Consider the following 24397-nt stretch of genomic DNA (forward strand, 5'->3'; position numbering starts at 1 on the left):
CAAGGCTGCCTACAACCAGGACCTGTCGGAGCGTCGTGCGAAGATCGTGTACGACTACCTGACCGCGCACGGCATCGACGCGAGCCGCCTGGAAGGCCCGGTCGGCCACGGTGTGGACAGCCCGATCGATAGCAACAAGACGACCGAGGGTCGCGCCCGCAACCGTCGCACCGAACTGCAGGTTCAGCAGTAATCGAACCCCTGCAAGCAGAACAAGAAAAGCCCGGCATTCGCCGGGCTTTTCTTTTATCGTCTTAGGTCATGACCGTTACACGTCGCTCTCCTCCAACAACGGCAATTCCTCGCCACGGGCTCGCGCGCGTGCTCAGCAAGCTGGGCGTGTGCTCGCGTAGCCAGGCAGAAAAGGCGGTACGTGAGGGCCGGGTGAGCGTGGATGGCCGCATCATGCGTGACCCTGAGCGTGCCACCGATCCCGCGCGTGAGCGCATATGCCTGGACGGTGAAGTGGTTGGCGCTACCAAACGTGTCTATATCGCCGTCAACAAGCCGCGCGGCATCGTGGTAAGCGCCGCCGATGAGCACGGGCGCGACACGGTGTACGGGCTGCTGGCGAACGCAGGCCTGCCATGGCTGGGGCCGGTCGGTCGGCTCGACAAGGCGAGCGAGGGCTTGCTGTTGCTCAGTAACGACAGCGTATGGGCGGCACGGCTCACCGATCCGCGTCATCACGTGGACAAGACCTATCACGTGCAGATCGATGCCATTCCGGACCCGAGCGTGCTTGATCGCATGCTGCGCGGAGTGCGAGACCAAGGTGAACAGCTTGCCGCCAAGCACCTGTCACTGCTGCGCACAGGCGAAAAGAACGCCTGGCTTGAAGTCGTGCTAGATGAAGGGCGAAACCGGCATATTCGCCGCCTGCTCGCGGCGCAGAGCATCGGCGTATTGCGTCTGATCCGCGTAGCCATCGGCGAGCTTGCGCTGGGTGATCTCGTCAAAGGGCAATGGCGTCATCTGACGGCCGAAGAAGTGGCGACTCTCGCCGGCTCATCCGATAACGACCATATGGCTGCTAAAGCCGCGCGTGCTCCCGCACTACCTGCAAAGTCCGTTCGATCTCTGCGTGATGATGCGTCGGGTCCAGCACGGCGTAGATAGTATTGTGGCAGGGCGTTTCAGGTCTGCATAAAGCCATCACGTCGCCGCGCGCTGCGTGATCAGCGATGCAGGCTGCGGGCACGATGGATACGCCGCGACCCGCCGCCACCCAATCCAGCACTTCCTCCAGCTCCTCGAAATGCGCGACCACGTTGAGGCGCGTGATGTTCACGCCCAGCACCTGCTTAAACCAGGTGGCGAAAACGTAGTCGCTTTCGTCATAAGTCACGTACCGCGCGTGGCGCAGCGACTCGCTATCCAGTGCAGGCAGTTGCGACCCGCGCGTCGCGGTGACCAGCACGATTTCTTCCGTGCCCACTGGCATATGGCGGAGCCGCTCATGCGCATTCTTGCGATGCACGAATCCGAGATCGCTGACGCCCGTTTCCACATGGCGAACGACATCTTCCGCGGTGGGATAGCGCATGCGAATGGGTACGTCGGCCAGGGGGCCATCGAGGAACAACGGCAGCAGTTGATAGCGCCCGAATCCGCTGACCGCCGAAATGCGCAATGCTGCCACCGGTGACGCGGCAGTGCGGATTTCCTCATGCAGTTGCTCCCAGTCGCGTCCCATTTCGCGACAGAACGCCAGCAGTCGCTCGCCCGCGGCATTGGGCGTCAATCGACCGTTTCCGCGCTGGAACACCGGCATGCCCAGCGCCTCCTCCAGTTTGCGCAGCTGATAGCTCACGGCTTGTTCGGTGCGATGCAGGACCCCGGCTGCGGCGCGCAGGCTGCCGGCTTCGCAGACCACGCGAAAAACATGCAGGTAGCGCATTTCCACGTTCATGCCGGCGCTTCCTAAGCCTGAAAAATTTTTTGGGGTGGCGCCAAAAAGATTCGCATGGTTCTCGGAACCTGGGCAAGCCTAGTATGGCGTGGCTTTCCCATGCCCCGCGAGGACTTCCATGACGTATCGATTGCTGGCCACTGTGCTGGTGTTGCTGCTGATCTCGCCCGCCAGCGCTCAGCAAGGGCTTGCTGCGCATTTCTTCGCCTATCAGGTAAATCCCGGCGCACAAGCCAGGTTCGAACAAGGGTATCGCCACCATCTGGGCTGGCACCGCAGCCATCGCGATCCGCTGGTCTGGTACGGCTGGACGGTTTCGGACGGCAGGTGCGAGGGCTGCTTTATCGATGCCAGTGTCGGTGAGCCCTTTGCGGCGTTCGATCATCGCGTCGACATCGAGCAGGATGGCGCGGATTTCACGGCCAGTGTGATGCCTTTTGTTACGCCGCAGGCGCAACTCGCCTATGCGCTGTTGCCCGAATTGAGTTACGGCACGCCGTTGGAAAAACGCCAGCCTAGCGATACGGTGCAGGTTACCTATTTTGATCTGCGTCCCGGCACCGAGCTGCGCTTTGAGCACGCCCTGCAGGCGGCGCGACGCGTGCTTGTCTCAACGCCAGGCGCGCCCCCGCATACCTGGTATCGATTGGTGACTGGCGGTGATAAGCCCCGGTACATGTTGATGGTGGCGCGTACGAATTGGGCCAGCTATGACGGCTTTCGTGCGGATATAGCCGATTTGCTGGCGAGTGACCAGAATGCTTTGCGTGATTTCACCGAGGCAGTGCGTTCCAGCAGTTCGGAGAGCTGGAAATACCATCCGGATCTGAGCAACTTGCCATGATGCATTTCCTCCCTTACGAGAGGTAGGGGAGGAAACTGCACTGTGCATGACAGGCGACTATCCGCCAATCACACCCAGCGAACGCCCCACCTTGGTAAACGCCGCGATTGCCCGGTCCACATGCTCGCGAGTATGTGCCGCGCTCATCTGTGTTCGGATACGTGCCTGGCCTTGCGGGACGACCGGATAGAAGAAGCCGGTGACGTAGATGCCTTCCTCAAGCAGGGCGGCGGCCATCGCCTGTGCCTTCTTCGCGTCGTAGACCATCACTGGCACGATCGGATGCACGCCCGGCTTGATGTCGAAGCCGGCCTTGGTCATCTGCTCGCGGAAATGGCGCGTATTCTCCTGCACGCGTTCCCGCAGTTCGCCGGCCGAATCGAGCATGTCGAAGGCCTTGATTCCGGCCGCGACCACATGGGGTGGCAACGAATTGGAGAACAGGTAAGGGCGCGAGCGCTGGCGCAGCATTTCGATGATTTCGGCGCGTCCGGTGGTGAATCCGCCCACCGCGCCGCCCAGCGCCTTGCCCAGGGTGCCGGTGAAGATGTCGATCTTGTCCAGCACGCCGTGCACTTCCGCCGAGCCGCGGCCGTGGGTCCCGAGGAAGCCGGTGCAGTGGCATTCGTCGATATGCACCAGCGCATTGTACTTGGCAGCCAGCGCAGTGATCTGGTCCAGCGGTGCGATGAAGCCGTCCATCGAGAACGCACCGTCGGTGGAGATCAGCTTGGTGCGCGCACCCGCCGCATCGGCCGCTTGCAATTGCTTCTCCAGATCCGCCATGTCGCAATTGGCGTAGCGCAAGCGCTTGGCCTTGCACAGGCGAATGCCGTCGATGATCGAGGCATGATTGAGCGCGTCGGAGATGATCGCATCTTCTTCACCGAGCAGCGGCTCGTACAGGCCGCCGTTCGCATCGAAGCAGGCGGCGTAGAGGATGGTGTCCTCGGTGCCGAAGAAGTCGGCGATTTTCTTTTCCAGCTGCTTGTGCAGGTCCTGCGTGCCGCAGATGAAACGCACGGAAGCCATGCCGAAGCCGTGACTGTCCAGGGCTTCCTTGGCGGCCTTGATCACCTCGGGGTGGTCGGCCAGGCCCAGGTAGTTGTTGGCGCAGAAATTCAGCACCTTGCGGCCGCTTTCCAGTTCGATTTCGGCGGACTGCGGCGAAGTGATGATGCGTTCGGCCTTGAACAGGCCCTGCTCGCGGATGGATTGGAGTTCTTGGGCGTAACGCGCCTGGCCGGGGTAGCTCATGGGACATGCTGCCGATGGTGGGGAAGCGGCCATTTTCGGCTTTTCGGGCCGCCGGGGAAACCCGCAGCGCAGCAGCCTTAAGCTCCGGGGCGGAAAGAAATTTGTGCCAGCCAGTTACGCAAGCTGCGTCATGGATCCGCATTTCCAGGTTGCAGGTGCTTGATCGGATCTTCGTGAGCAGTATGGGCGACGACACGATTGCGTCCACTGCGCTTGGCCTTGTACAAAGCTCCATCGGCTTCCCGGCATAGCCGTTGCAGCCCGAAACCGGAGCTCTGGGTGGATGCCACGCCGATGCTGGCGGAGAACGCTATCGCGCGTCCGTCCATATCGAGCGGCGTGGCTTCCATCGCCGCGCGAATGCAATGGGCGATAGCCAAGCCCTGGTCGTGCAAGCAGCCCAGCAGCAGGATGCCGAACTCCTCCCCGCCAAGGCGACCGAACAAGTCGTTGGCGCGCAATGGCTGCTTGCAGAGGCCAGCCGTGTGCTTCAGCAAGGCATCGCCGATGGCGTGACCATGGGTGTCGTTGATCTGCTTGAAATGATCGAGGTCGATGAAGACCAGGCAGGCCGCACCCTGCCTCCGCTCCAGCAGATGCAAAGCGCGTTGCGCTTCGCTGATGAAGTGCTGGTGATTGAAGATGCCGGTAAGCCCATCGAGACGGGCCTGCCGCTTGAAGTGGAGTTGCGAACGCTTGATGCGCAACAGCCAGAAAATAACGGATGCCAGGGCCATCAGCAGCAGGGCGATATAGAGGCGGCCGGTCTCGATCGTTTTGCGAGCCAGCGTCTGTTGCAAACGAAGGATGTTGTTTTGCCTGCTCAGCTTTTCCGTCTCGAGCTTTTGCGCAAGCATGCGTTGCTGGGCCACGTCATAGGCCAGTGTCCTGGCACTGACATCATTCAGATGACCGAGATTCTGCACGGCATAGTGCTCGTAGTAGTTCAGCGCCGCACTTGCATTGCGACGCTTTTTCGCGACGCGATATAGCACTTCATAGGCGTCTCTCAGCGTTACATCGATGTCGCCTGGATGGCTGGCGGCCAGCGCGGCCAATGCCGCAGCGTTGGCCTTGCCATCGTCACCCAGTTTCCAATAAGCCTGGGCAAGCTGCACTCGAGCGTCCTGCATGTGGTAGTAGCTCGGATTTGCGCGAATGCTTGGCGCAATGCGGTTGAGCAACGCTATGGCTTTGTCCGGCTGGCCCTCATCCAGGTAAATGCTGTCCTGCACCAGCCAGATAGTGTCGGAATAGACCGGTTCGCCGGCGGCCTGGCAGGCATCGATCCCTTGCTGGAGCTCCGGGCTGGAGGAGGTCAGCTTGTGATTTTCGTAAAGGACACTGATGAGCATCGTTTGCGGTTTGCACGATGTTTCTCCCGGAGGAAGCGCCTGCATCATGTCACGAGCGTAAACCGCGGCCAGATCGTACTGCCCGGCCCTTCTGAACTGCTGCGAGACATAGAACAGGACCAGGAAGCGTGCCAGCTTGTCCTGTGTCCTGGGCAGGTCCGCCGTTAGCCGGTTGGCCAGCTCGAAGGCCTCTTCGTAGCGCTTGTTGCTGCCCATATCGTTCATGAGCATGGCGGAAGCCTTGGTCACCAGGACCGCGTCCCCGGAGTGGCCGATGACATCCCGCAGCAGAGTGTCAGCGTTGGCGTAGTCGCCGCGAAAAGAGGCCTCCCAACCATCCAGGTAGCGTAATTGCCAGCGCTCATGCGCAGACATGCCGGAAGCTTGTTGATGAAGCATTTCCAGCAGACGTAGAAATCGCGGGTGATCGGAAGTGCGTAGGCTCTCAGTTTGGGTAAGCAGTGCCGCGACCGAAAGCTCCGGCGCAACGGCGAGTGCGGTTTGCATGAGAACGCAAAAAGCCATGGCCGCGAGAATGGGCCATGACTTGGAGCGGTTTTTCCACCGCAACATACGGCGACCGTCTATCGATCGCGCGATGGTCTGTCGTGATCGGGTTTGTGCGGCTTGGTCGGAACGTGTTTGTCGCCGTCATGATCCGGCTCCTCCTCGTGCCCGGGGCCGGTAGTGCTGTGCTCATCTTTCATCGGCTTGTGGCCGAATTCGACTGACAGCGCCGAGCGATCTCCCGACGCTACGGCTACTTTCAAAGCATCCGAGGCGCCGGCCTGGGCCAAGGTGTGTACTAACTCCTCGGCCGCCGCATGCCGCAACTTGGCGTTCTTGCCGATCGTTTCCAGCCATTCAATCGTGTCTGCCACGTGCTTCTCCTTTCCCTTGTGAAGTCAGTGTTGCCATGAAATGCTTACGCGGCGTCCGTTGGCCTCATGCAAAGCCGGTCTCCTTGTCCAGTTCCGCCAGGCGCTCGCGCATCGCGAGGTTCGGTTTCAACGCGATGGCGGGCGGCAGGACCACCGTCTCTTGCGAGGACAGCTCGGTTTCGGGCAAATCGCGTAGTTTCACGCGCCGGATGTGCGGTTGTTCGATCGGCAGCGTGGCCCCGTGATAGATGATCACTTCATGATCGAGCGGATAGTCTTCGCTCAATCGGTCCACGAGTACCTGGCGATAAGGCGAGCCAGTATGGAAGCGCGTCAACGACCAATCGCCGACCAGCGCGGCCTGCCACAGCACCACATAGCTGGCCGGGTTGAGGCGATGCTCATAGAACAGCAGCTGGCTGGCCTCGAAATGCTGGCAGCCGAAGCGGCCCGGGTCGAGACCTAAGTCAGCATAAAGACAGTCTTCGGCGGAAATGCCCGGCTCCATGGTTGCGTGAAAACCTTCGGCGCGGGCGATCTCGATGGCCTTGTGCGGCGACCAGGCGAAGATGCCGGGGTGGCCATAGAACACGGCGCAGACGCGCTTGCCGGCACGCACTTCGGTCATGATCAGGTCGACCCATTCCCGATAGGTCTTCAGGCGCGATTTGCCTTCCGCGTAATAGGGCTGCAGGCTGCGCACATCCGGGTTCATGCGCTGCAGCCACAATTCCACGATGTGGTCGGACAGTGCCGCAAATACCACGTCTGCTTGCTCGATGTGGTCGCGTGACAAGGGGGTGAGGTGGGAGCCGAGGGTCATACCCATGCCGACGCAGGCCAGGCTGCCGTGGCGGGTCTCGTTCGATGACGGTAGGGAAGTCGCATTCATGGTGAAACCTTCCTTAGTGACATGATGATCGGACAGGCAATGCGCCGGAACGCGGAGCAACAACGAGGCAAAGCAAAGGTTGTGCCTTGATCGGAGCCGTGCTGCAAGTTCATGACCGGGATCGAGAGCAGCCTTGCTGCGGTCGTTTTGCGCGGAGCGTCAGCATCCATGGCGCTATCCGTGATGTGACGTGCAAGGTTGAGAATTGACCTGCGGCGTATCGGGACTGCATCGACCTGGAGGTATTCCTGGCGGGCTAACGGCAAGAAGCTACGGGCGTCCCGTCATTGAGGCGCAAAGGGCGCGGCTACATGTGCAAGCTGAAATCAGCCCGCGTGGTCTTACCCTTGTCTTCGATGCCCTTGGCATCCAGCTTCGACGCCAGCACGAACACGCGGTTATCGGCGATCTTGCCTTGCAGGTATTGGCGCACCGCGCCGGCGCGGCGCTCAGCCAGATGACGCAGGGCGTCCTGGTCGACCGTCACGTTGGCTTCCAGCATCTTGATCATTTCCTCCGGGGGCTGCGACTTGGTCAGCCCGAGGAAGTCGCGCGGTTTATCGAACTTGGCGTGCTTGTAAGCCTTGGCCAGATACTTTTTGTAATCGTCGGTCCCCGGTTTCACCGGTGCAGCCTTGGCGGGGGCGCTGCCGATGTCGTCGGCCTCTTCCTTCTGCACCATGTCATCCACCGTCACCTTGCGCAGGCCTTCCTCGTCCACGGAGGGATCGACACGGCCGGTGATGTCCAGCTTGATGTCCGGCTTCTTGTTGAGGATATCCACCACATGCACGAGCCGGTCTTGAGCTTGCGCATCGAGCACGGCCGATCCGGGGATGAATTCCACGTAGTCCAGGTCCTGCTGGCCGCCGCCGCCGCCAATCGATGCCAGCAGGCGGAACGGCGAAGTCACCGCGCGCTTGAGCACGTTCACGAAGGCCTGCCAGATCACGCCGCCGAGGCTGAATTCAGGATCGTTGAGAGAACCGGAGACGGGAACGTGGATGTCGATGTTGCCGTTGGAATCCTTCAACAGCGCCACCGCGAGCTTCACCGGCAGATGGCTGATGCCGGGGCCTTCCATGCGATCGCCGAAAGTCAGCTGGTTGAGCACGATATGGTTGTCGGCATTCAACTGGTTCTGGTCCAGTTGATAGTGCACGTCCATCGTGAGCCGGCCCTTGGTGATCGGGTAGCCGGCGTACTTGCCGGAGTAGGGCGTCAGATGCGTGAGCTCCACATCATTGGCCTTGGCCTTGATATCCAGGAACGCCATCGGCGTGAGCGGATTGATGCTGCCTTCGATGTTCACCGGTGAGCTGTCGTCCAGCTCGCCCTGCAGCGTGACGTCGGCGGGCTTGCCGGTGGTATTTGTGCCGAACGCGCCGATCTTGCCGGCGAGCTGAGTGATGTTGGCGGTGTAATTGGGCTTGATGAAGTTGTCGGTGTAATTGAGATTGCCGCTGGCCAGCGTGATCTGGCCGATATGGATGTCAGCCGGCGGTGCGGCGGAGGTCGACGCGCTGGCGAGAGTCGCGGTGGTCGTATGGCCGCCCCCCGGCGTGCGCGAGGTTTCTTTCTCCGGCGGGGGAGGCGCGCTCTGGGCCGGCGCCGGGCCAACCTGTGCGTTGGTCACCGAAACCGGTGCCTGCGCCGGATTGGAAATCACGTCCTGCAGATTGAGCCGGCCGTTGGCATTGATGATCACGCGTGCGTAGAAGTCTTCAAGCGCCAGGGCGGCGATGTCGACCTTCGGCGCAGCACCGTTCATTTGCAGCTTCATCCCGCTGAGCGCGAGCGAATTCCAGCGCAGGAAGTCCTCGCTGGTCAGCTTGTCCAGGACGCGCACACGGCTCAGCGCCATGCTGCCCTGATAGGCCATCAGGGCCTGCGGTTTGCCATCACGGTAACGGACGCGTCCATCCGCGCTGAGCTTTGCACTGTCGATATTGACGTTCAGCGGGACCTTCACCAGTGAGGCAAACGGCGCAACATTCAGCTTGCTGGCGACGATGCGCAGATCGGCGTCCATCGGTTCGGGTTTGACCTGGCCGTCGACCTTGAACGTGCCGCGGCCCATGCCGCCGCTCAGTGCCAGCTTGATCGGCTTGTGCATGTCGTCCGAAAGACTGTCCAGGCCGAATTTCTCCGCATCGATCTGAATGCGTCCCTGCCGGGTCGGCAGGCTGGGATCGGTGAGCGCAAAGCTGCTGCCGTCGATCGCCAGGTGGGCGATGCTCCAATGCCATGACGGGGACTCAGCCTGCTTGCCCTTGGCCGGCGGCGACGACTTGCTCAGATTCGCAAGATCGATGTTGCCGTTCTTTAGTCGCTGGGCTTCGATCTTCAGGCCATGCAGAGTGATGTCACCGAACTGCGCGGTGCTGCTCCCAAGGTCGAAATGATGAATGTCCACCGTCAGCGTCTGCCACGCCACCAACTTGACGTCGCGTTGTTTCAGGGCGAATTCGTTGACGGCAAGCTTGCTGTTGTCGAGGGTCAGGGCCAGCGCCTTGCTCCAGTCGACCTTCAGCTTCACTTCCCCGTCCAGGGCGCCGCCGGCAATGTCCGCTTTGAGCGGAGGACCCCATGCCGCCAGGGGCTGCAAACCGACATGGTTCGCGCTGATCTGGCCTTCGAAGCGGCTGTCCTTCTCGAACAGCTTGCCGACGGCATGCAGCGTTCCGCCGGCCAGGCCGGAGTTCACATCCACGGCGCCTGGTTGGGACGCAAGGGTGGAAAGCTGGCGGACGGTGCCCTGCATGTTTTCCAGTTGCAGGCGCGCGGGTGCCGGGCCGGTGAGATCGCTGTAGTCGAACGTGCTGTTGAGCAGGACGAGCGTGCCGATCTGCGCATCGGTGGGAGGCGTGCCAGGTTTGGCCGGCGCTGAGTTCTTGCCGAGCAAAGCGTCGAAGTTCGTGTGGTCGCCGGATGATTTGGTGTAATGCAGGCTCGCATGGTCGAGCTGCAGCGTGTTGAAGTGATAGCGTGACTGCAGCGGCTGTACGTCTTGCAGCGCGGCGGCGCCATGCCCCAGTTCGAGGATCGGGGCATGGTCGTGGGTGGTCATGCTGAAGTTGTCCAGCTGCAGCGCACCCTGCAGCTGCAGTTGCGGTGTCGGCTGCGCTTGCACGAAATGCACGTCCAGCGTGCCCGACAGCAAGCCGCTGGGAATGGCGGCGGGCAATGGCGCAGGGGCATAAGCCAGGTACTTCGCCAGGTCCAGGCGATCTATGTTGAAGCTGATCACCGATTCGCGGCTGCTGGCGAACGGCTTGGTCTGTCCCTCGATCCGCAATGGGCTGCCATCCACGCGCATGGCCAGCAAGGGTTGCACGAAGATGTCGACGTCATGCGGCAGATTGGTGATGAACGGGATGCCGAGTTCGAGTTGGTCCACGCGATGCGTGGCGTTCTGCACCTTGTCGTCGAAGCCGATGTCGCCATCGTGCACACTGATGTTGGAGATGGCGAAATGCGTTGGCGATGCGTTCGGATCAGCTGGCTTCGACTCGAGGCGCTGCAGGATGTCGCTGAAGTTGAACGTCTGTGCGCCCGTGCGCGTAATGTGCAGCTGCGGGTGCTGCAGCGTCAGTTCGTCCAGCACCGGGGCCAGATGAAAGAGCGAGCTCCATGAGGCGTTCACCACCAACTGATCGAAATCGACGAACGATGCCGCGCCATCGCGTTCGCCGATATGCAGCTTGTCCACCGTGAGCCGTATCGTGTACGGATTGAAGTGGACCGCGCCGATCGTAACGGGACGCTGCAGCTGGGCTGCCAGCTGCTTTTCGAGCTGGCCCTTGATGATGCCGGGCGCAATGAAAAAGCCGAACAGGCCGAACAGCGCAAGCAGGATGACGATCACCAGCGTCGTGATGCGCAGGCGGCGGGAATGGTACAGGCTTACCGCGCGCTCGCGGCCAGCCTTCAGCAGCGCATTGGGTGACAGGTTCCGGTTTGCCATGCCGTCGATGCTCCTCCCGTGACATCGCGGACCGACCGTGCCGGCGCAACAGACCGTGCACTATCCCAAGCTTGAAGTTCATGTCGGCACGCCCGTGAGGATGAGTGTAGCCTCAGGCGTGCGGATTGCGTAGACGTAGGCTGGGATTGGCATCCCAACCTACGCCCGTAATCGCTGCGTCAATGCCAGGAGCAGACCACCTTGCCGCACAAGCCGGCGTCCATCAGGTCGAAGCCCTTCTGGAAATCGTCGATGTGGATCTGGTGGGTGAGCACCTTTTGCAGCGGGAAGCCGGTGAGCACCATCTGGGTCATTTTGTACCAGGTCTCGTACATGCGGCGGCCGTAGATGCCCTGCAGCGTAAGGCCCTTGAAGATCACCCGGTCCCAGTCGATGCCGGCGCCCTTGGGCAGGATGCCGAGCAGGGCGACCTTGCCGCCGTGATACATGCAATCGAGCATGTCGTTGAAGGCGCGCTGGTTGCCGCTCATTTCCAGGCCCACGTCGAAGCCCTCCATGTGCAGGTCCTTCATGACGTCCTTAAGTGACTGGTTGGCCACGTTCACCACGCGCGTGGCGCCCATGTCGGCGGCGAGCTTCAGGCGGTAGTCGTTGACGTCCGTGACCACCACGTTGCGCGCGCCCACGTGCTTGGCGATGCCGGCGGCGATGATGCCGATCGGACCGGCGCCGGTGATCAGCACGTCTTCGCCCACCATGTCGAACTCCAGTGCGCAGTGTGCCGCGTTGCCGTAGGGATCGAAGAAGGCGGCCAGCTCGGAGGGGATCTGATCCGGAATCGGCCACAGGTTGGCGGCCGGCATGGTCATGTACTCGGCGAAGGCGCCATTGCGGTTCACGCCGATGCCCACGGTGTTCGGGCATAGATGCTGGCGGCCGGCGCGGCAGTTGCGGCAATGGCCGCACACTATGTGACCTTCCGCCGAAACGCGGTCACCGATTTTGTAGCCGGTCACCCCCGGGCCGATCTCCACCACGCGGCCGACGAACTCATGGCCGATGGTGAGGCCGGGCTTGATCGTGCGCTGGGACCACTCGTCCCATTTGTAGATGTGCAGGTCGGTGCCGCAGATCGCGGTTTTCTCCAATTTGATCAGCACCTCGTTCGGGCCGACTTCCGGCACCGGCACTTCTTCCATCCAAAGGCCCTTTTCGGGCAGGCGCTTGACCAGGGCTTTCATCATTTGCGGCATGGGGAACATCCACAGCAGGCGGGGGAGGGAAACGCAAGCGACAATTATATCGGTCCACGCTGTGCGGGCTTTACTGCGCTGCCGCATGCGGCAGGCGCCATTCGCAACAAAGCCAAGCCGCTAAACTGTCGCGATGCCTGTCGATCACCGCCCGCTTGCGATCTTCCTCATGGGCCCGACCGCGTCGGGCAAGACTGCGCTGGCCTGTGCGTTGAGCGAGCGCTTTCCGCTTGGCTTGATCAGCGTGGATTCGGCCCTGGTTTATCGTGGCCTGGATATCGGCTCCGCCAAGCCGGATGCAGCGACGCTGGCGCGCTACCCGCATGCCTTGATCGATATCCGCGATCCGGCGGCGCCGTATTCGGCCGCGGATTTCAGTGCAGATGCGCAGGCAGCCATGCAACGTGCCGGCGAAGCCGGTCGCGTTCCCTTGTTGGTGGGTGGCACCGGGCTGTACTTCCGCGCACTGCAGCGTGGCTTGTCGACCTTGCCGGAAGCGAATCCCGAGGTGCGCGCGCAATTGGCCGGACAGGCCGCAGCGATAGGCTGGGACGGCATGCACCGCCGGCTGGCGGAACTCGATCCGCAGGCCGCTGCACGCATCAAGCCCGGTGACGCCCAGCGCATCCAGCGCGCCCTGGAAGTGGTCACGCTCACCGGCCAGCCGCTCAGCGTGCAGCAGCACGGTGGACGCGGCCAGGCTTTCCCATGGCGTGTGTTGAAGCTGGCGCTGGTGCCGGAAGAGCGTGCGGCACTGCACGCTCGCGTCGCACGGCGCTTCGATGAGATGTTGCGCCAAGGCCTGCTCGATGAAGTGCGCGCGCTGCGCCAGCGGGGCGGCCTCAGCCCAGACCTTCCGGCCTTGCGGGCTGTCGGCTACCGCCAGGCCTGGGAACACCTGGATGGCCTTTACGATGCCGATGAATTGCGTGACCGGGGCATTTTCGCCACCCGACAGCTCGCCAAGCGGCAGATCACCTGGCTGCGCAGCGAGCTGGATGCGCGGGTGTTGGACCCGGAGCGGAGCGACTTGGTGGGGCGTGCGATGGATGCCGTGGGGTTGTTTCTAGGCACGAAATGAGGATTGTTTGTAAAGAAATTGACGTGGTTTTGTTATGCTCTCGTCATGACCCGCAAAACTCTTTCATCCTTGATTTAAAAGCGGTTAACATTCAGAGACTCGGGGCGGGGCGCCTTTGGCGTCGCTTTTTTCCGGCCCATCCGTGGATGAGGGGGAGAACAACAATGTCAAAAGGGCAATCCTTGCAAGATCCATTTCTGAACGCACTGCGCCGAGAGCGCGTACCGGTAGCCATCTACCTGGTGAATGGCATTAAGCTGCAGGGCACGATCGAATCGTTCGATCAGTTCGTGGTGCTGTTGCGCAACCAGGTCAGCCAGATGGTCTACAAACACGCCATTTCCACCGTGGTGCCGAGCCGCAACGTGCGCGTCGGCAATGGCCACGAAGGTCACGAGGGCCACGAAAGCCACCTCGAGCACGCATCGATCGAAAGCGAAGGTTGATTCACTCTGTTCGATAGGCAAAAGAAAGGCGAACGGGCTGTGTTGGTCCTCCCGCACTCGCGGGGGGAGGACGATGCCGCCGAGCGAGCGGAGGAATTCGTCGAGCTGGTGATGTCCGCTGGTGCCCAAGTGCTGGCCTGCATTCCCGCGCGCGTAGAAAGCCCCAATCCGCGCTACTACATCGGCACCGGCAAGGCCGAAGAAGTGGCCGAAGCCGTGCGTGCGCTGGAAGCGGATGTGGTGCTGGTCGACCACCTCCTTTCGCCCGTGCAAGAGCGCAATCTGGAAAAGCTGCTCAACGTGCGCGTGGTGGATCGGGCCGGTCTCATCCTCGACATCTTCGCCCAGCGCGCCCGGTCCCACGAAGGCAAGCTGGAAGTGGAGCTTGCCCAGCTCAAGCACCTGGCGACACGCCTGGTGCGCGGCTGGACGCATTTGGAACGCCAGCGCGGTGGTGCCATCGGCCTGCGCGGACCGGGTGAAACGCAGCTGGAAACCGACCGCAGGCTGCTGGGCGAACGCGTGAAGATGCTCACCAAGCGCCTCGAAAAAGTGCAGACCCAGCGTACCCAGCAGCGTCGCGCTCGCCTGCGCAACACGGTGCCGCGAGTGGCCCTGGTCGGCTACACCAACGCCGGCAAGTCCACGTTGTTCAATGCGCTCACGCAAGGCGACGTCTATGCGGCGGACCAGTTGTTCGCCACGCTCGATCCCACCGTGCGCAAGCTCGATGACTTGAGCTGCGGTCCCGCCGTGCTGGCCGATACCGTGGGTTTCATCCGCGAGTTGCCGCACGACCTGGTCGCCGCCTTCCGCGGCACGCTGGCCGAAGCGCGCGATGCGGATTTGCTGCTGCACGTCAGTGACGCCGCGGATGAAGAGCGCGAGCGCCTGCATCAAGTGGTCGACCAGGTGCTGGAAGAAATCGGCGCGGGCGACGTGCCGCAATTGCATGTGATGAACAAGCTCGACCTGGCCGGCGGTGAGCCGCGGATGGTGCGAAACGCCGAAGGCTTGCCGCAGCAGGTGTGGCTGTCGGCCGCCACGGGCGCAGGCCTGGATTTGTTGCGCGAGGCCTTGGGGGAATGCCTGGGCGGCGCGCGCGTGCAGTCCGAGCTGCGCCTGCCGCTGTCTGCAGGGCGCCTGCATGCCCGGCTGCGTGCGGCCGGCGCCATCGCCGAAGAAGCCGTCGATGAAGAGGGCTGGCGTCTTCGTATCGACGCTCCGCGGAGCGTGCTGGCGCCGTTGACCGGCGGGCAGGGCCACGATGTGGAGCTGCTGCGGGGCTTGTTGGGGAGTCCTGATTCGGCGCTGTAGGCTGAGATGACAATCCCTGCATCGCATGCATGGCATGCATGTCAATGCTGAGTTTGCAACCTAAGCCAACACCGCCGCTGCCTGCCGGGACGGGACCCAATCGAGCCGTCTCTGCTAGAATGCGATCGTTTGTGCGCCACCTTGCCGAGGTGCTTGCACGCTCACCATCCGTCACCATGTCCCACCAACTCGAACCCAGCGTTTTCCGGCCGTTGTTGCCGGCCTCCCAGCGGCCTCAAGGAGACTGACCATGGCCTGGAACGAACCCGGCAACGGGCAACGTGATCCGTGGAACAAGAACAAGCGCGGTTCCGCTGGCAAGCCCGGTGTCGAGACCGCGCTCAAGGATCTGTTCAAGCGCATCGGGCGCCTGGGCGGCCCCGGCGGCATCCTCACCATCGTGGTGGCCATCCTGCTGGCCTGGCTGTTGCTGACCAGCTATACGGTCATCGGTACCGGACAGGTAGGTGTAGTGCAGCGTTTCGGCGCTTATGCGCGGACCGTTGGCGCCGGATTCCATCTGAAGCTGCCGGCGCCGATCGAAACCACGCAGACGGTGGCGACCTCGCGCGTGCGCGCCATGTCCGACCAGGTCCGGATGCTCACGCGCGAACAGGACATCGTCACGGTCGATTTCAACGTGCAGTACCAGGTCGCTGATCCCAGGAAATACCTGTTCAGTGCGCGCGATCCGGACGGCACGCTCAACGCGGCCGCACAGGCTGCCGTGCGTGCCGTGATCGGTGCGCAGGCAATGGACGATGTACTCACCGGCCAGAGCGACGGCAATGCGCCCGCGCCTCATCTGGGTACCCTGCAGCAGCAAGTGCGCGACCAGCTGCAACGCACGCTGGATGCCTACGACTGCGGCTTGCGGGTCACGGACGTCAGCTTTCAGGCTGTCACGCCACCGCAGGAGGCGAAGGACGCCTTCGACGACGTGATCGCTGCGCGCCAGGACCGTGCGGGCCTGATCGACCAGGCGAAAGCCAACACCAGCCAGGACATTCCCAACGCCAAGGGCGAAGCCAGCCGCCTTGCGGCCGAGGCGCAAGCCTATAGGGCAGAGCGTATCGCGCGGGCGCAGGGCGAAGCCGAGCGCTTTGACCTTATCCTCAAGGAATACCGCGCCGCGCCGGAAGTCACCCGCCGCCGCCTGTGGCTGGAAACGATGGAAGATATCCTGCACGCGAGTAACAAGGTCATCGACGGCTCCGAAGGCCGCAGCGTCATAAGCATCGGCGGCGACCGCGGCGAAGCGCAGCCGGCCGCCAACTTGCCGGTTGCCGGCGCGGTAGCACAGCCGGGCAACACTGCGGGCGAAGAGGCGGAGAAGGGGAAGCAGCCATGAAGACCACCGCTGCAATCATCATCGTTCTGCTCATCCTGCTCGGTTTCAACAGCTTCTATACCGTAGGCGAGGGCCAGCACGTTCTGTTGCTGCAGTTCGGCAAGATCTTGCGCACCGAGCGCCAGCCTGGCCTGCACGCCAAGCTGCCGTTGCTACAGCAGGCGTTGACGCTGGACGACCGCATCCTGTCTTTCGATGCCGCGCCGCAGCGTTATGCCACCGCCGACAAGCAGAGCATCAACGTCAGCTACTACGTGAAATGGCGCATCGCCGACGCGGCCGATTACTACCGCGCCACGGGCGGCGACGAGCTGCAGGCCGGTCAGCGTTTGGGCCCCATCGTCAGCAACGCGCTGCGCAATGTCGTAAGCGAGCACGGCATGGATCGGCTGGTTGCCGCCGGCCAGGATGACATCGCCTCCGGCACGCTGCAGCTGGCCAATACCGAAACGCGCAAGACCCTGGGCGTATCGGTGGTGGACGTACGCGTCACCAGCATCGAATTTCCCGACGACGTGAAGACGGCTGTCTACAAGCGTATGCAAACCGAGCGCCAGCAGCAGGCCGCCGCGATCCGTGCAGAGGGCAAGCAGCAGGCTGAATCGATCAAGGCCGAAACGCAGGCACAGGCGCAAGTGATCCGCGCCACCGCCGAAAGCGATGCCGACAAGGTCAGGGGCGCGGGCGATGCGCAGGCCGCGCAGATCTATGCGCAGGCGTATGCGCAGGATCCGGATTTCTTCGCGTTCTACCGCAGTCTGCAGGCGTACAGGAAATCCTTCGGCGACGGCAGGGGCACCATCATCCTCAAGCCCGATTCCGAATTCCTGCGCTACTTTGGCAACCCGGCCGTCGCGCCGGCCCGGCGCTGAGCAAGCATCCATGCCAAGGGATTTCTATGCTGCATTGTGCCTGGTGCTGGTGATCGAAGGGCTGGTGCTGTTCGCCGCGCCGAATGGCTGGCAGGTGGTCATGCGCGAAGCTTCGAAGATGGAGCCGCGCAGCTTGCGCGTGGTCGGCGCGATCGCCATCGGCATCGGCCTGACCACGCTGCAGCTGGTGTATTGAGAAGATTCACGCGGTGGTCATCACCCGGCTTTAAGTTTTTCCTTTACCCGTTCCGCCGATCGGAACGTCCTTTTAGAGCGAGACACATCATGGGCAAGTCAGTCGTAATTCTTGGCGCACAGTGGGGCGACGAAGGCAAAGGCAAGATCGTCGACCTGTTGACCGAGCGCGTGGGCGCGGTGGCGCGCTTCCAGGGCGGCCACAACGCCGGCCATACCCTTGTCATCAAGGGCAAGAAGACCGTCCTGCACCTGATTCCTTCCGGCATCCTGCGCGACGACGCGTTGTGCCTGATCGGCAATGGCGTGGTGCTTTCGCCGGCCGCGCTCAAGCAGGAAATCGAGGAACTGGAAGCACAGGGCGTGAACGTGCGTCCGCGCTTGAAGATCAGCCCGGCCACCCCGTTGATCATGCCGTACCACATTGCCGTGGATAAGGCGCGAGAAGCCGCTGCCGGCGGCAAGGCCATCGGTACCACCGGCCGCGGCATCGGCCCCGCGTATGAAGACAAGGTGGCCCGCCGCAGCGTGCGCGTGGCCGACCTGATGTATCCGCACGAACTGCCGGATCTGATCAAGTGCGCGGTGGAGTACCACAATTTCATCCTCACCCAATGGCTGAAAGCCGAGCCGGTGGAGTACCAGAAGGTGCTGGAAGACGCGATCGCCTACGGCGAATTCATCCGCCCGATGGTCGACGACGTCGCCACCATCCTGCACGACGTGCGCAAGGACGGCGGCAATATCCTGTTTGAAGGCGCACAGGGCGCGTTGCTCGACATCGACCACGGCACTTATCCGTACGTCACCAGCAGCAACACCACCGTGGGTGGCGCGCTCGCTGGTACCGGTGTGGGTGCCGGCGACATCGACTATGTGCTCGGCATCTGCAAAGCCTACGCCACGCGTGTCGGCGGCGGCCCGTTCCCTACCGAACTGCATGATGAAATGGGCGAACGCCTGCGCAAGGTCGGCAACGAATTCGGCGCCAGCACCGGCCGCCCGCGCCGCTGCGGCTGGATCGACCTGGTGGCGCTGAAGCGCGCCGTGCAGATCAACGGCATCAACGGCCTGGCCATCACCAAGCTCGACGTGCTCGACGGCCTGGAGACCATCAAGGTCTGCATCGCCTACGAATACCGCGGCAAGCGCCGCGAACTGGCCCCGCTCGACGCCGACGGCTGGGCCGAATGCCAGCCGGTATACCTGGAATTCCCGGGCTGGAGCGAATCCACCGCTGGCATCCGCGACTGGAACAAGCTGCCGGCCGCTGCCCGTGCTTACCTGCGCGCCGTGGAAGAACTCTCCGGCTGCCGCCTGGCCATCGTGGCGACCGGCGCGGATCGCGATGACACCATCGTGCTTGATGATCCGTTCGCCTGATCGGCGGCAGGTACAGGATGACAAGAAGGGCCCTGCGGGGCCCTTCTGCATTTTCCAGGGTTTGCTCTGGCCGGGTGGGCATGGCCGGCCCGGGAAATCGAATCGATCATTTCGATTTGCGCGGGGCTATACCGCGCGCAGCATCGGCCTCGACACCTGGAAGAGCGGCGTATCCTTGCACTCCCTTGGCTTTTTGACGAGGTTTGCCATGGCAACTTCGAACATACCTACGGCGCTGATTGTCGGCGCTTCGCGCGGATTGGGCCTGGGTTTGGCGAAGGAGTATCTGGCGCGAGGATGGCAGGTCATTGCCACCGTGCGCGCTACTGCAAAGACAGCGTTGCACGATGTGCAAGCGGACGCTCATGGCCGGCTGGAGATCGAGCACGTCGATATCAACGAACCGCACCAGGTCGCTGCCCTGCACGTGCGCTTGCACAACAGGTCGTTGGATTTGCTGTTTGTCAGCGCAGGCATATCGACAGCCCCTGATACATCGATCGGGCAGGTTGATGCCGAAGAGTTTGCGCACGAGATGACCAACAATGCGTTGAGCCCGATGCACTTCATTGAGATGTTTCATGACCTGGTGCAGCCCAAGGGCAGCATTGTGGTCATGTCGTCGGGACTCGGCAGCATTGCCAACAATACGGACGGCGGCTGGGAAACCTATCGGGCCAGCAAAGCCGCGCTCAATACCTTGATGCGCAGCTTCGTGGCACGCCAAACGGGCGACCCTCGCACGTACCTGTTGATGGATCCCGGTTGGGTGCGTACCGACATGGGCGGCCCCGACGCAACGCTAGGTGTCGAGGAAAGCGTTCCACGCATGGCGGACGTGGTGGAAGCGGAGGTCGGCAAGGGCGGTCTGCGCTTCTGCAACTATCGAGGCCAGACCGTGGCGTGGTGAAGCCGCCTTCGATGTCTTTCGTCGACCGCATGCACTCGAAATCCACAAACTGCTGACCTGCGCGAGTTCATCCTGTACGTCTCCTTCGACATCGGAGCAGACGTCATGGCCAAGCAACGTTCACTTGAGCAGCGCAGCAGCCGTCACGGGAAGGTGGCTTACCGGCAGGACGGCGACGAGAGGGAGTTGAAGGCCGTCAGGCAGGCCATGCGCAGAGAGGGTGGTGCCGGTGGCATCAGCGGTACCGGGCAAGCTCTTCCTCATCATGGTTTCGGCCATGAGGACGGTGGCCGAGTAGCCATGGGCACCCCTGCCGGTGGCGCAATGGAGTTCCCCATGCCCGAAAACGGCGATACCTACCAGGCCGGCGGCACCCACCTCAATCGCCTTCGCCAGGAAGCCACCCGCAAGCAGCGTCTGTCCGGCAGCACCATTGCGAGCAAGGGACGGGGCTGGCTTGATCCGGCGCCGGGAGCCCCGGTACGGCGCGGGTGAATTAGGCTTGAGGCGGGCCGTGATGCTGCCGCGCGGTGCGTTGCCTTCCGCGCGTCATATGCACAATGAACAGCACCGGCAGGGCGAGCCCCACGACCCAGTGAGCCCAGGCAGCTAGCTGTCGCCACTGGTCGTCGATGAGGTAGTACAGCAAATAGCCGCTGAGGACGAGCCAGCCGAGCAACCCCACGGTGATGCCACCGGAGACCCGATGACGGCGGGTTCGCCAGCCCATCACGATGTGTACGCCCCAGACCAGGCCGAACGTCCATAGCGCGGCGAAGGCCATGATTCCGTGCAAGCGCAACCACCATGGCTCCAGCGGATTTTCGCTCGGGCCGAATTCGCCCTTGCTTTGCAGGAAATAGTGAAACAACAGCCATAGTGCGCCGCTAAGCCACAGACCGAAGCCGACGGCGTAGACGGTATAACGTCTGCGCCTCGACAACCTGAGCGGCATGGGGTGATGGCCGACAATGCGATGGGGCGGCGGTCGCATCGTCATGCGGCGGCCCCCGTCGGGGCATTCGCGCCCAGTGAGGTCCAGCCGGCCCCATCCAGCATGAAAGCCAGCGCCTGATAACGATCAAGGATCGGGGCCGATGCCGTCCCGGCCGCCATGACCACCTTGGTGAGCGCATCGGCATCCATGCACCGGGGAGCCACCACGGTCACAAAGCGATCCAACCTGCAATAGTGTCCGGTGCGAGGATCGATATGGGCACTGGCCAATTGAGGGCTGCGTATTTCGTCGCACAGCCATTGGCTGCCGGAGCTGGCTACCGAGGCGTTTTCAATCATCACCGCCGGAACGGCGCCTTCCCTATATGGGGCGGCCAGGTACACGGGCTCCGGCTGCGGACCACTAAGCCGCAAGTCTCCGCCCGCTTCCACGTAGATGCGATCAGGGCGATGGGACGCGATATAGTCGAAGGCGCAGTCGACGGCATAGCCTTTTGCGATGCCGCCCAGATCCAGCCACAACGGTTTGCCATAAGCGACCGTTCCGTCGGGCGACAGGGCGACATCTTTCCAGCTCGCATCGGAAGCGGGTGGCTCCCCCGCCAGGGCAGGAAGAAGCCCGTCCCTCACGAGGGCTGGCGCAATGGTGGGGTCGAACAGCCCGGTGGAAGCCTCGGCCAGTTCCAGCGCATGGCTCAGCACTGCATAGGTGTGCGGGCTGACCGGCACCGGATAACATGCAGCCTCGCAGTTCACCCGTGTGAGTTCGCTTTGGGGTTCGTGAAAACTCATCAGCCGATGGATTTCCGCAACGCGATCGAACGCACCGCTGATGACTTCGTTCGCCAGTGCCGATGGCAGGCCATCGACCCGGATACGAACGATCGTACCCAGGAGCGGCTTGGCTCTTTCAATGGGAGGCGATGGCAATGGCATAGGTCGCCAAAAGCCTGCGCACGCCATCCGTGATGTGCTTGGACGAAAGGGTGGCGCCGGAAATGTTCTGGATGTCCTTGGTCAGCGTGAGCGTGGCGCCATTGCGCTTGCCCTGGAATTGAGCAAGCCATTGAGGATTGCGTACCTGCTCTCCGAAAGCCTCGCGATACTCCAGGATCTCGATGCTCTTCACTGCGCCTGAATCATCCAGCCCTACGGCGATGGGAATGAAATCGTGCTTGCCCACCACCTGATCGGCGATGAACCAGCCGCCGGTGGATACCTTCCAGAGCTGGACCTGGCGGTTTCGCACGTCCGTGCCGCTGGCTTTTTCGATGGCGCGCGCCTGGTCATCCGTCAGCGTCAACGTTTGCTGCGCGAAGGTGGCGCCGGGAAACATGAGCTGCTGCGCTTGTTCGAGGCTGAGATACACCTTGGCATAGGCAGGCGTTGCCACGCAGACAATGGCAGCAGCAGGTATCAACAGGAACTGGGCTTTCATGGCTTGTTTTCGTCAGAAGTAGTAGCCGATTTTCAGGCGAACGCGGGTGTGTTCGAAATCCACGTCATTGTCGTAGCCACGGGCGACCACGCTGGGGTCCATATAGTTGTGCGCGATCGGGAGTTGCTGCCACCAGGTCAGCGTCGCAAAGAAATGCTGATTGGCATAATGAATAGTGGGGCCGGCATACACGGCGTTGCCCATCCATTGGCTGTGGTCGAACAAGGCGAATCGGTTGATCTCCCGCTCGTTCTGCACCTCCCAGCCGACGGCCCAGTTGGAAGTAAAACGATAGGAAGCGCCGATACCGAAATTCACGTCGGTTTCGATATTGGTGTTGGGGCGATCGGTGCCGCTGCCAGGAGCCGCGGCGGGATTGCCCGGAAGCTCGCGGACTTCCGGTGCCCATGTAGCGTTGCCGACGAGCACCAGGCGATCGTCGAGGAAATTCTTCTGGAAAATAGCCCTGACTTGCAGCTCCTGGAAGCGCGGGCCAATCTCCGGCTCGAACAGGAAGGCTACGCCTACGGGGTCCGTATAGGGGCTGCGTACGCGCCAGATCGCCTCGAACGCGCCAGCGATGAATTTGGTGCTATGGAAATGCCGGTAGGGATCCGGGAAATAGGCGGAATACGGCTCCGGCGGCGTTGTCGTTCCATCCGGTCCATTGCGGTAGGCCTGCGTCCAGTCGTAGATCAGGTAGCCAGATAATTGCAGCGAATCCGTTGCGCCATACGAATATTCGGTTTGCCCTTCCAGCAGATCGAATTGCCCACCGGCCTTCTGGTGACGCCACGTCACCCATTGCTCGACCTCCTGGCCATGCTTGGGCAGCAAGTCGGTGGTGTAGAGAAAACCCAGCAGGGGTTCGTCCGCGTGTGCCTTCGTGCTGATGCCGGACATGGCAAGTACGGCAAACAAACAGGCTGTCAGTCTAGCTTTCACAACGCGATGCATGAGGCCCCTGGGCTCCTCAGAGATGAGAATGGGCCGCATTCTCGTGCATTTGCTGGCACCAGTCAATGAGAATCATTATTATTTTCGGTGAGCAACGACACCCTTCCCAACAGCGACAGAGTGCAGGAGTGGATCAGGAGTTCCTGCGGATTAAGAGCGCTCTGGCGTATCTATGGCCTCTGGCGCAGTCCAAGGCTTGCGCACGACCTGCACTGTCCGTCACTGAAACTGGAGAGGGGAGTTCACGCGCCACGGTCTACCTTCAGCGATCGCCATGGCACTGGCTGCAATCCTTGGTCGCTGGCCTTACAAAGTTGCGATTGCATTTCGCGCCGATTCGCACACCGCTTCGAACGTGTCACGCGGCGGACACGATGGCGACAAACATCCAGTATCGCGTCGGCGTGCGCAGGTATCGCTTGCGCGAACTTGACGCGTGGCTGAAGAAAAACCGCTTGCGGCAGGCACTCCTCGCGGGGTGATTTTTTCATGCTAGGCTTCCTCATCAAATAGACGCAGCCGACCAGGAGGTTGGCCGCCGATCGATGGAATGGCAGCGGGGGGAATGTCGATGGGGCTGTTTGTCTTTCTGGCACTGATCGTGCTCGTGGTGGTCTATGCCGTGTCGCTCTACAACGGGCTGGTCACGGCGCGCAACAGCTACAAGAACGCTTTTGCACAGATCGACGTGCAACTGACACGGCGGCACGACCTGATTCCCAACCTGGTGGAGACCGCCAAAGCGTATCTGGCGCACGAGCGCGGTACCCTGGAAGCGGTCATCCAGGCGCGCAATGCCGCCGTCAAAGGACTGGCTGACGCAAAGGGCAAGCCTGGCGACCCGGCTGCCATGGAACAGCTGGCCGCTAGCGAAACCGGCTTGACCCAGAGCCTGGGCAGGTTGTTCGCGCTGAGCGAGGCTTACCCGGATCTGAAGGCCAACCAGACCATGATGCAGTTGTCCGAGGAGCTGACCTCCACGGAAAACCGCGTAGCCTTCGCGCGGCAGGCTTATAACGATGCAGTGATGACGTACAACAATCGCTGCGAAGTGTTCCCGGCATCGTTCATCGCCAACAGCTTCAGCTTCACGCAAGCGCAGCCGCTGCATATTGAAGACGCCGCGGTGCGCGAAGTGCCCAAGGTGTCCTTCAGCTGATCGCTGGCC

At 62.1% G+C, this 24397-nt stretch carries 24 protein-coding genes; 13 read left to right on the forward strand and 11 right to left on the reverse strand.

Going from position 1 to position 24397, the window contains the following annotated elements; translation table 11 throughout:
* On the forward strand, window positions 1-193 hold a 193-nt coding region (locus EKH80_RS04520; RefSeq protein ID WP_148110420.1), incomplete at its 5' end, for an OmpA family protein.
* Between the two features lie 68 nt (window positions 194-261).
* Window positions 262-1119, forward strand: a complete 858-nt coding sequence (locus tag EKH80_RS04525; RefSeq protein ID WP_126683556.1) for a pseudouridine synthase — start codon at window positions 262-264, stop codon at window positions 1117-1119.
* On the opposite strand, the gene EKH80_RS04530 is transcribed toward EKH80_RS04525, so the two are convergent.
* Window positions 1034-1912, reverse strand: a complete 879-nt coding sequence (locus EKH80_RS04530; RefSeq protein ID WP_126683557.1) for a LysR family transcriptional regulator — start codon at window positions 1910-1912, stop codon at window positions 1034-1036. The two genes, EKH80_RS04525 and EKH80_RS04530, sit on opposite strands and share 86 nt — an antisense overlap.
* A gap of 118 nt (window positions 1913-2030) precedes the next feature.
* Here EKH80_RS04530 and EKH80_RS04535 point away from each other — a divergent pair, with 118 nt between their 5' ends.
* A complete protein-coding gene (locus EKH80_RS04535) occupies window positions 2031-2756 on the forward strand; it encodes a hypothetical protein (protein ID WP_126683558.1) in 726 nt (241 codons plus the stop codon).
* 57 nt (window positions 2757-2813) lie between these two features.
* On the opposite strand, the gene kbl is transcribed toward EKH80_RS04535, so the two are convergent.
* The 6 genes from kbl to tdh all read right to left on the reverse strand — a co-directional run bounded on the left by kbl (window position 2814) and on the right by tdh (window position 12310).
* A complete protein-coding gene (gene kbl / locus EKH80_RS04540; RefSeq protein ID WP_126683559.1) occupies window positions 2814-4013 on the reverse strand; it encodes a glycine C-acetyltransferase in 1200 nt (399 codons plus the stop codon).
* Window positions 4014-4141: 128 nt separating this feature from the next.
* A complete protein-coding gene (locus EKH80_RS04545; RefSeq protein ID WP_230473423.1) occupies window positions 4142-5875 on the reverse strand; it encodes a tetratricopeptide repeat-containing diguanylate cyclase in 1734 nt (577 codons plus the stop codon).
* Window positions 5876-5952: 77 nt separating this feature from the next.
* Window positions 5953-6249, reverse strand: a complete 297-nt coding sequence (locus EKH80_RS04550) for a hypothetical protein (RefSeq protein ID WP_196240338.1) — start codon at window positions 6247-6249, stop codon at window positions 5953-5955.
* 64 nt (window positions 6250-6313) lie between these two features.
* The gene (locus tag EKH80_RS04555; protein WP_126683560.1) at window positions 6314-7141 is read right to left on the reverse strand and encodes an SAM-dependent methyltransferase; all 828 of its coding nucleotides are present in this window, start codon (window positions 7139-7141) and stop codon (window positions 6314-6316) included.
* A gap of 307 nt (window positions 7142-7448) precedes the next feature.
* Window positions 7449-11108, reverse strand: a complete 3660-nt coding sequence (locus EKH80_RS04560; RefSeq protein ID WP_126683561.1) for a DUF748 domain-containing protein — start codon at window positions 11106-11108, stop codon at window positions 7449-7451.
* 179 nt (window positions 11109-11287) lie between these two features.
* On the reverse strand, window positions 11288-12310 hold the full coding sequence (gene tdh, locus EKH80_RS04565; protein ID WP_126683850.1) for an L-threonine 3-dehydrogenase: 1023 nt from the start codon (window positions 12308-12310) through the stop codon (window positions 11288-11290).
* Between the two features lie 145 nt (window positions 12311-12455).
* On the opposite strand from tdh, the gene miaA reads away from it, so the two are divergent.
* From miaA to EKH80_RS04610, 9 genes are all read left to right on the forward strand, one after another.
* Window positions 12456-13403, forward strand: coding sequence for a tRNA (adenosine(37)-N6)-dimethylallyltransferase MiaA (gene miaA / locus EKH80_RS04570; protein ID WP_126683562.1), 948 nt, complete (start codon window positions 12456-12458; stop codon window positions 13401-13403).
* Window positions 13404-13567: 164 nt separating this feature from the next.
* Window positions 13568-13849, forward strand: a complete 282-nt coding sequence (gene hfq / locus EKH80_RS04575; protein ID WP_126683563.1) for an RNA chaperone Hfq — start codon at window positions 13568-13570, stop codon at window positions 13847-13849.
* Between the two features lie 6 nt (window positions 13850-13855).
* Window positions 13856-15166, forward strand: coding sequence for a ribosome rescue GTPase HflX (gene hflX / locus EKH80_RS04580; RefSeq protein ID WP_126683564.1), 1311 nt, complete (start codon window positions 13856-13858; stop codon window positions 15164-15166).
* A gap of 250 nt (window positions 15167-15416) precedes the next feature.
* The gene (gene hflK, locus EKH80_RS04585; RefSeq protein ID WP_126683565.1) at window positions 15417-16517 is read left to right on the forward strand and encodes an FtsH protease activity modulator HflK; all 1101 of its coding nucleotides are present in this window, start codon (window positions 15417-15419) and stop codon (window positions 16515-16517) included.
* Complete coding sequence (gene hflC / locus EKH80_RS04590; protein ID WP_126683566.1) at window positions 16514-17389, forward strand: protease modulator HflC; 876 nt, start codon at window positions 16514-16516, stop codon at window positions 17387-17389. The genes hflK and hflC overlap by 4 nt, the downstream gene beginning before the upstream one ends.
* Before the next feature lie 10 nt (window positions 17390-17399).
* Complete coding sequence (locus EKH80_RS04595) at window positions 17400-17585, forward strand: DUF2065 domain-containing protein (protein WP_126683567.1); 186 nt, start codon at window positions 17400-17402, stop codon at window positions 17583-17585.
* An 89-nt stretch (window positions 17586-17674) separates the two neighbouring features.
* Window positions 17675-18967, forward strand: coding sequence for an adenylosuccinate synthase (locus tag EKH80_RS04600; RefSeq protein ID WP_126683568.1), 1293 nt, complete (start codon window positions 17675-17677; stop codon window positions 18965-18967).
* A 208-nt stretch (window positions 18968-19175) separates the two neighbouring features.
* Window positions 19176-19877 carry an SDR family NAD(P)-dependent oxidoreductase gene (locus EKH80_RS04605; protein WP_126683569.1) on the forward strand — a complete coding sequence of 234 codons (702 nt, stop codon included), beginning with the start codon at window positions 19176-19178 and terminating at the stop codon, window positions 19875-19877.
* Window positions 19878-19982: 105 nt separating this feature from the next.
* Entirely contained in the window at window positions 19983-20372 is a 390-nt protein-coding gene (locus EKH80_RS04610; RefSeq protein ID WP_126683570.1) for a hypothetical protein, read from the forward strand.
* 1 nt (window position 20373) lies between these two features.
* On the opposite strand, the gene EKH80_RS04615 is transcribed toward EKH80_RS04610, so the two are convergent.
* From EKH80_RS04615 to EKH80_RS04630, 4 genes are read right to left on the reverse strand one after another with little or no spacing between them, the layout of a single operon-like run.
* On the reverse strand, window positions 20374-20877 hold the full coding sequence (locus EKH80_RS04615) for a cytochrome b family protein (RefSeq protein ID WP_126683571.1): 504 nt from the start codon (window positions 20875-20877) through the stop codon (window positions 20374-20376).
* Window positions 20874-21770: an FAD:protein FMN transferase gene (locus EKH80_RS04620; RefSeq protein WP_158628745.1), complete on the reverse strand. Its 897-nt coding sequence runs from the start codon at window positions 21768-21770 to the stop codon at window positions 20874-20876. Before EKH80_RS04620 ends, EKH80_RS04615 begins: the two co-directional genes overlap by 4 nt.
* On the reverse strand, window positions 21745-22272 hold the full coding sequence (locus tag EKH80_RS04625) for an FMN-binding protein (RefSeq protein ID WP_126683573.1): 528 nt from the start codon (window positions 22270-22272) through the stop codon (window positions 21745-21747). Before EKH80_RS04625 ends, EKH80_RS04620 begins: the two co-directional genes overlap by 26 nt.
* A 12-nt stretch (window positions 22273-22284) precedes the next feature.
* The gene (locus EKH80_RS04630) at window positions 22285-23175 is read right to left on the reverse strand and encodes a DUF6662 family protein (RefSeq protein ID WP_196240339.1); all 891 of its coding nucleotides are present in this window, start codon (window positions 23173-23175) and stop codon (window positions 22285-22287) included.
* Between the two features lie 625 nt (window positions 23176-23800).
* Between EKH80_RS04630 and EKH80_RS04635 the strand changes: the two genes are divergently transcribed.
* Window positions 23801-24388, forward strand: coding sequence for a LemA family protein (locus tag EKH80_RS04635; protein ID WP_126683575.1), 588 nt, complete (start codon window positions 23801-23803; stop codon window positions 24386-24388).
* The last annotated feature ends 9 nt before the right edge of the window (window positions 24389-24397 follow it).

Origin of the sequence: Dyella choica, assembly GCF_003977665.1 — a bacterium.
GTDB lineage: Bacteria > Pseudomonadota > Gammaproteobacteria > Xanthomonadales > Rhodanobacteraceae > Dyella_B > Dyella_B choica.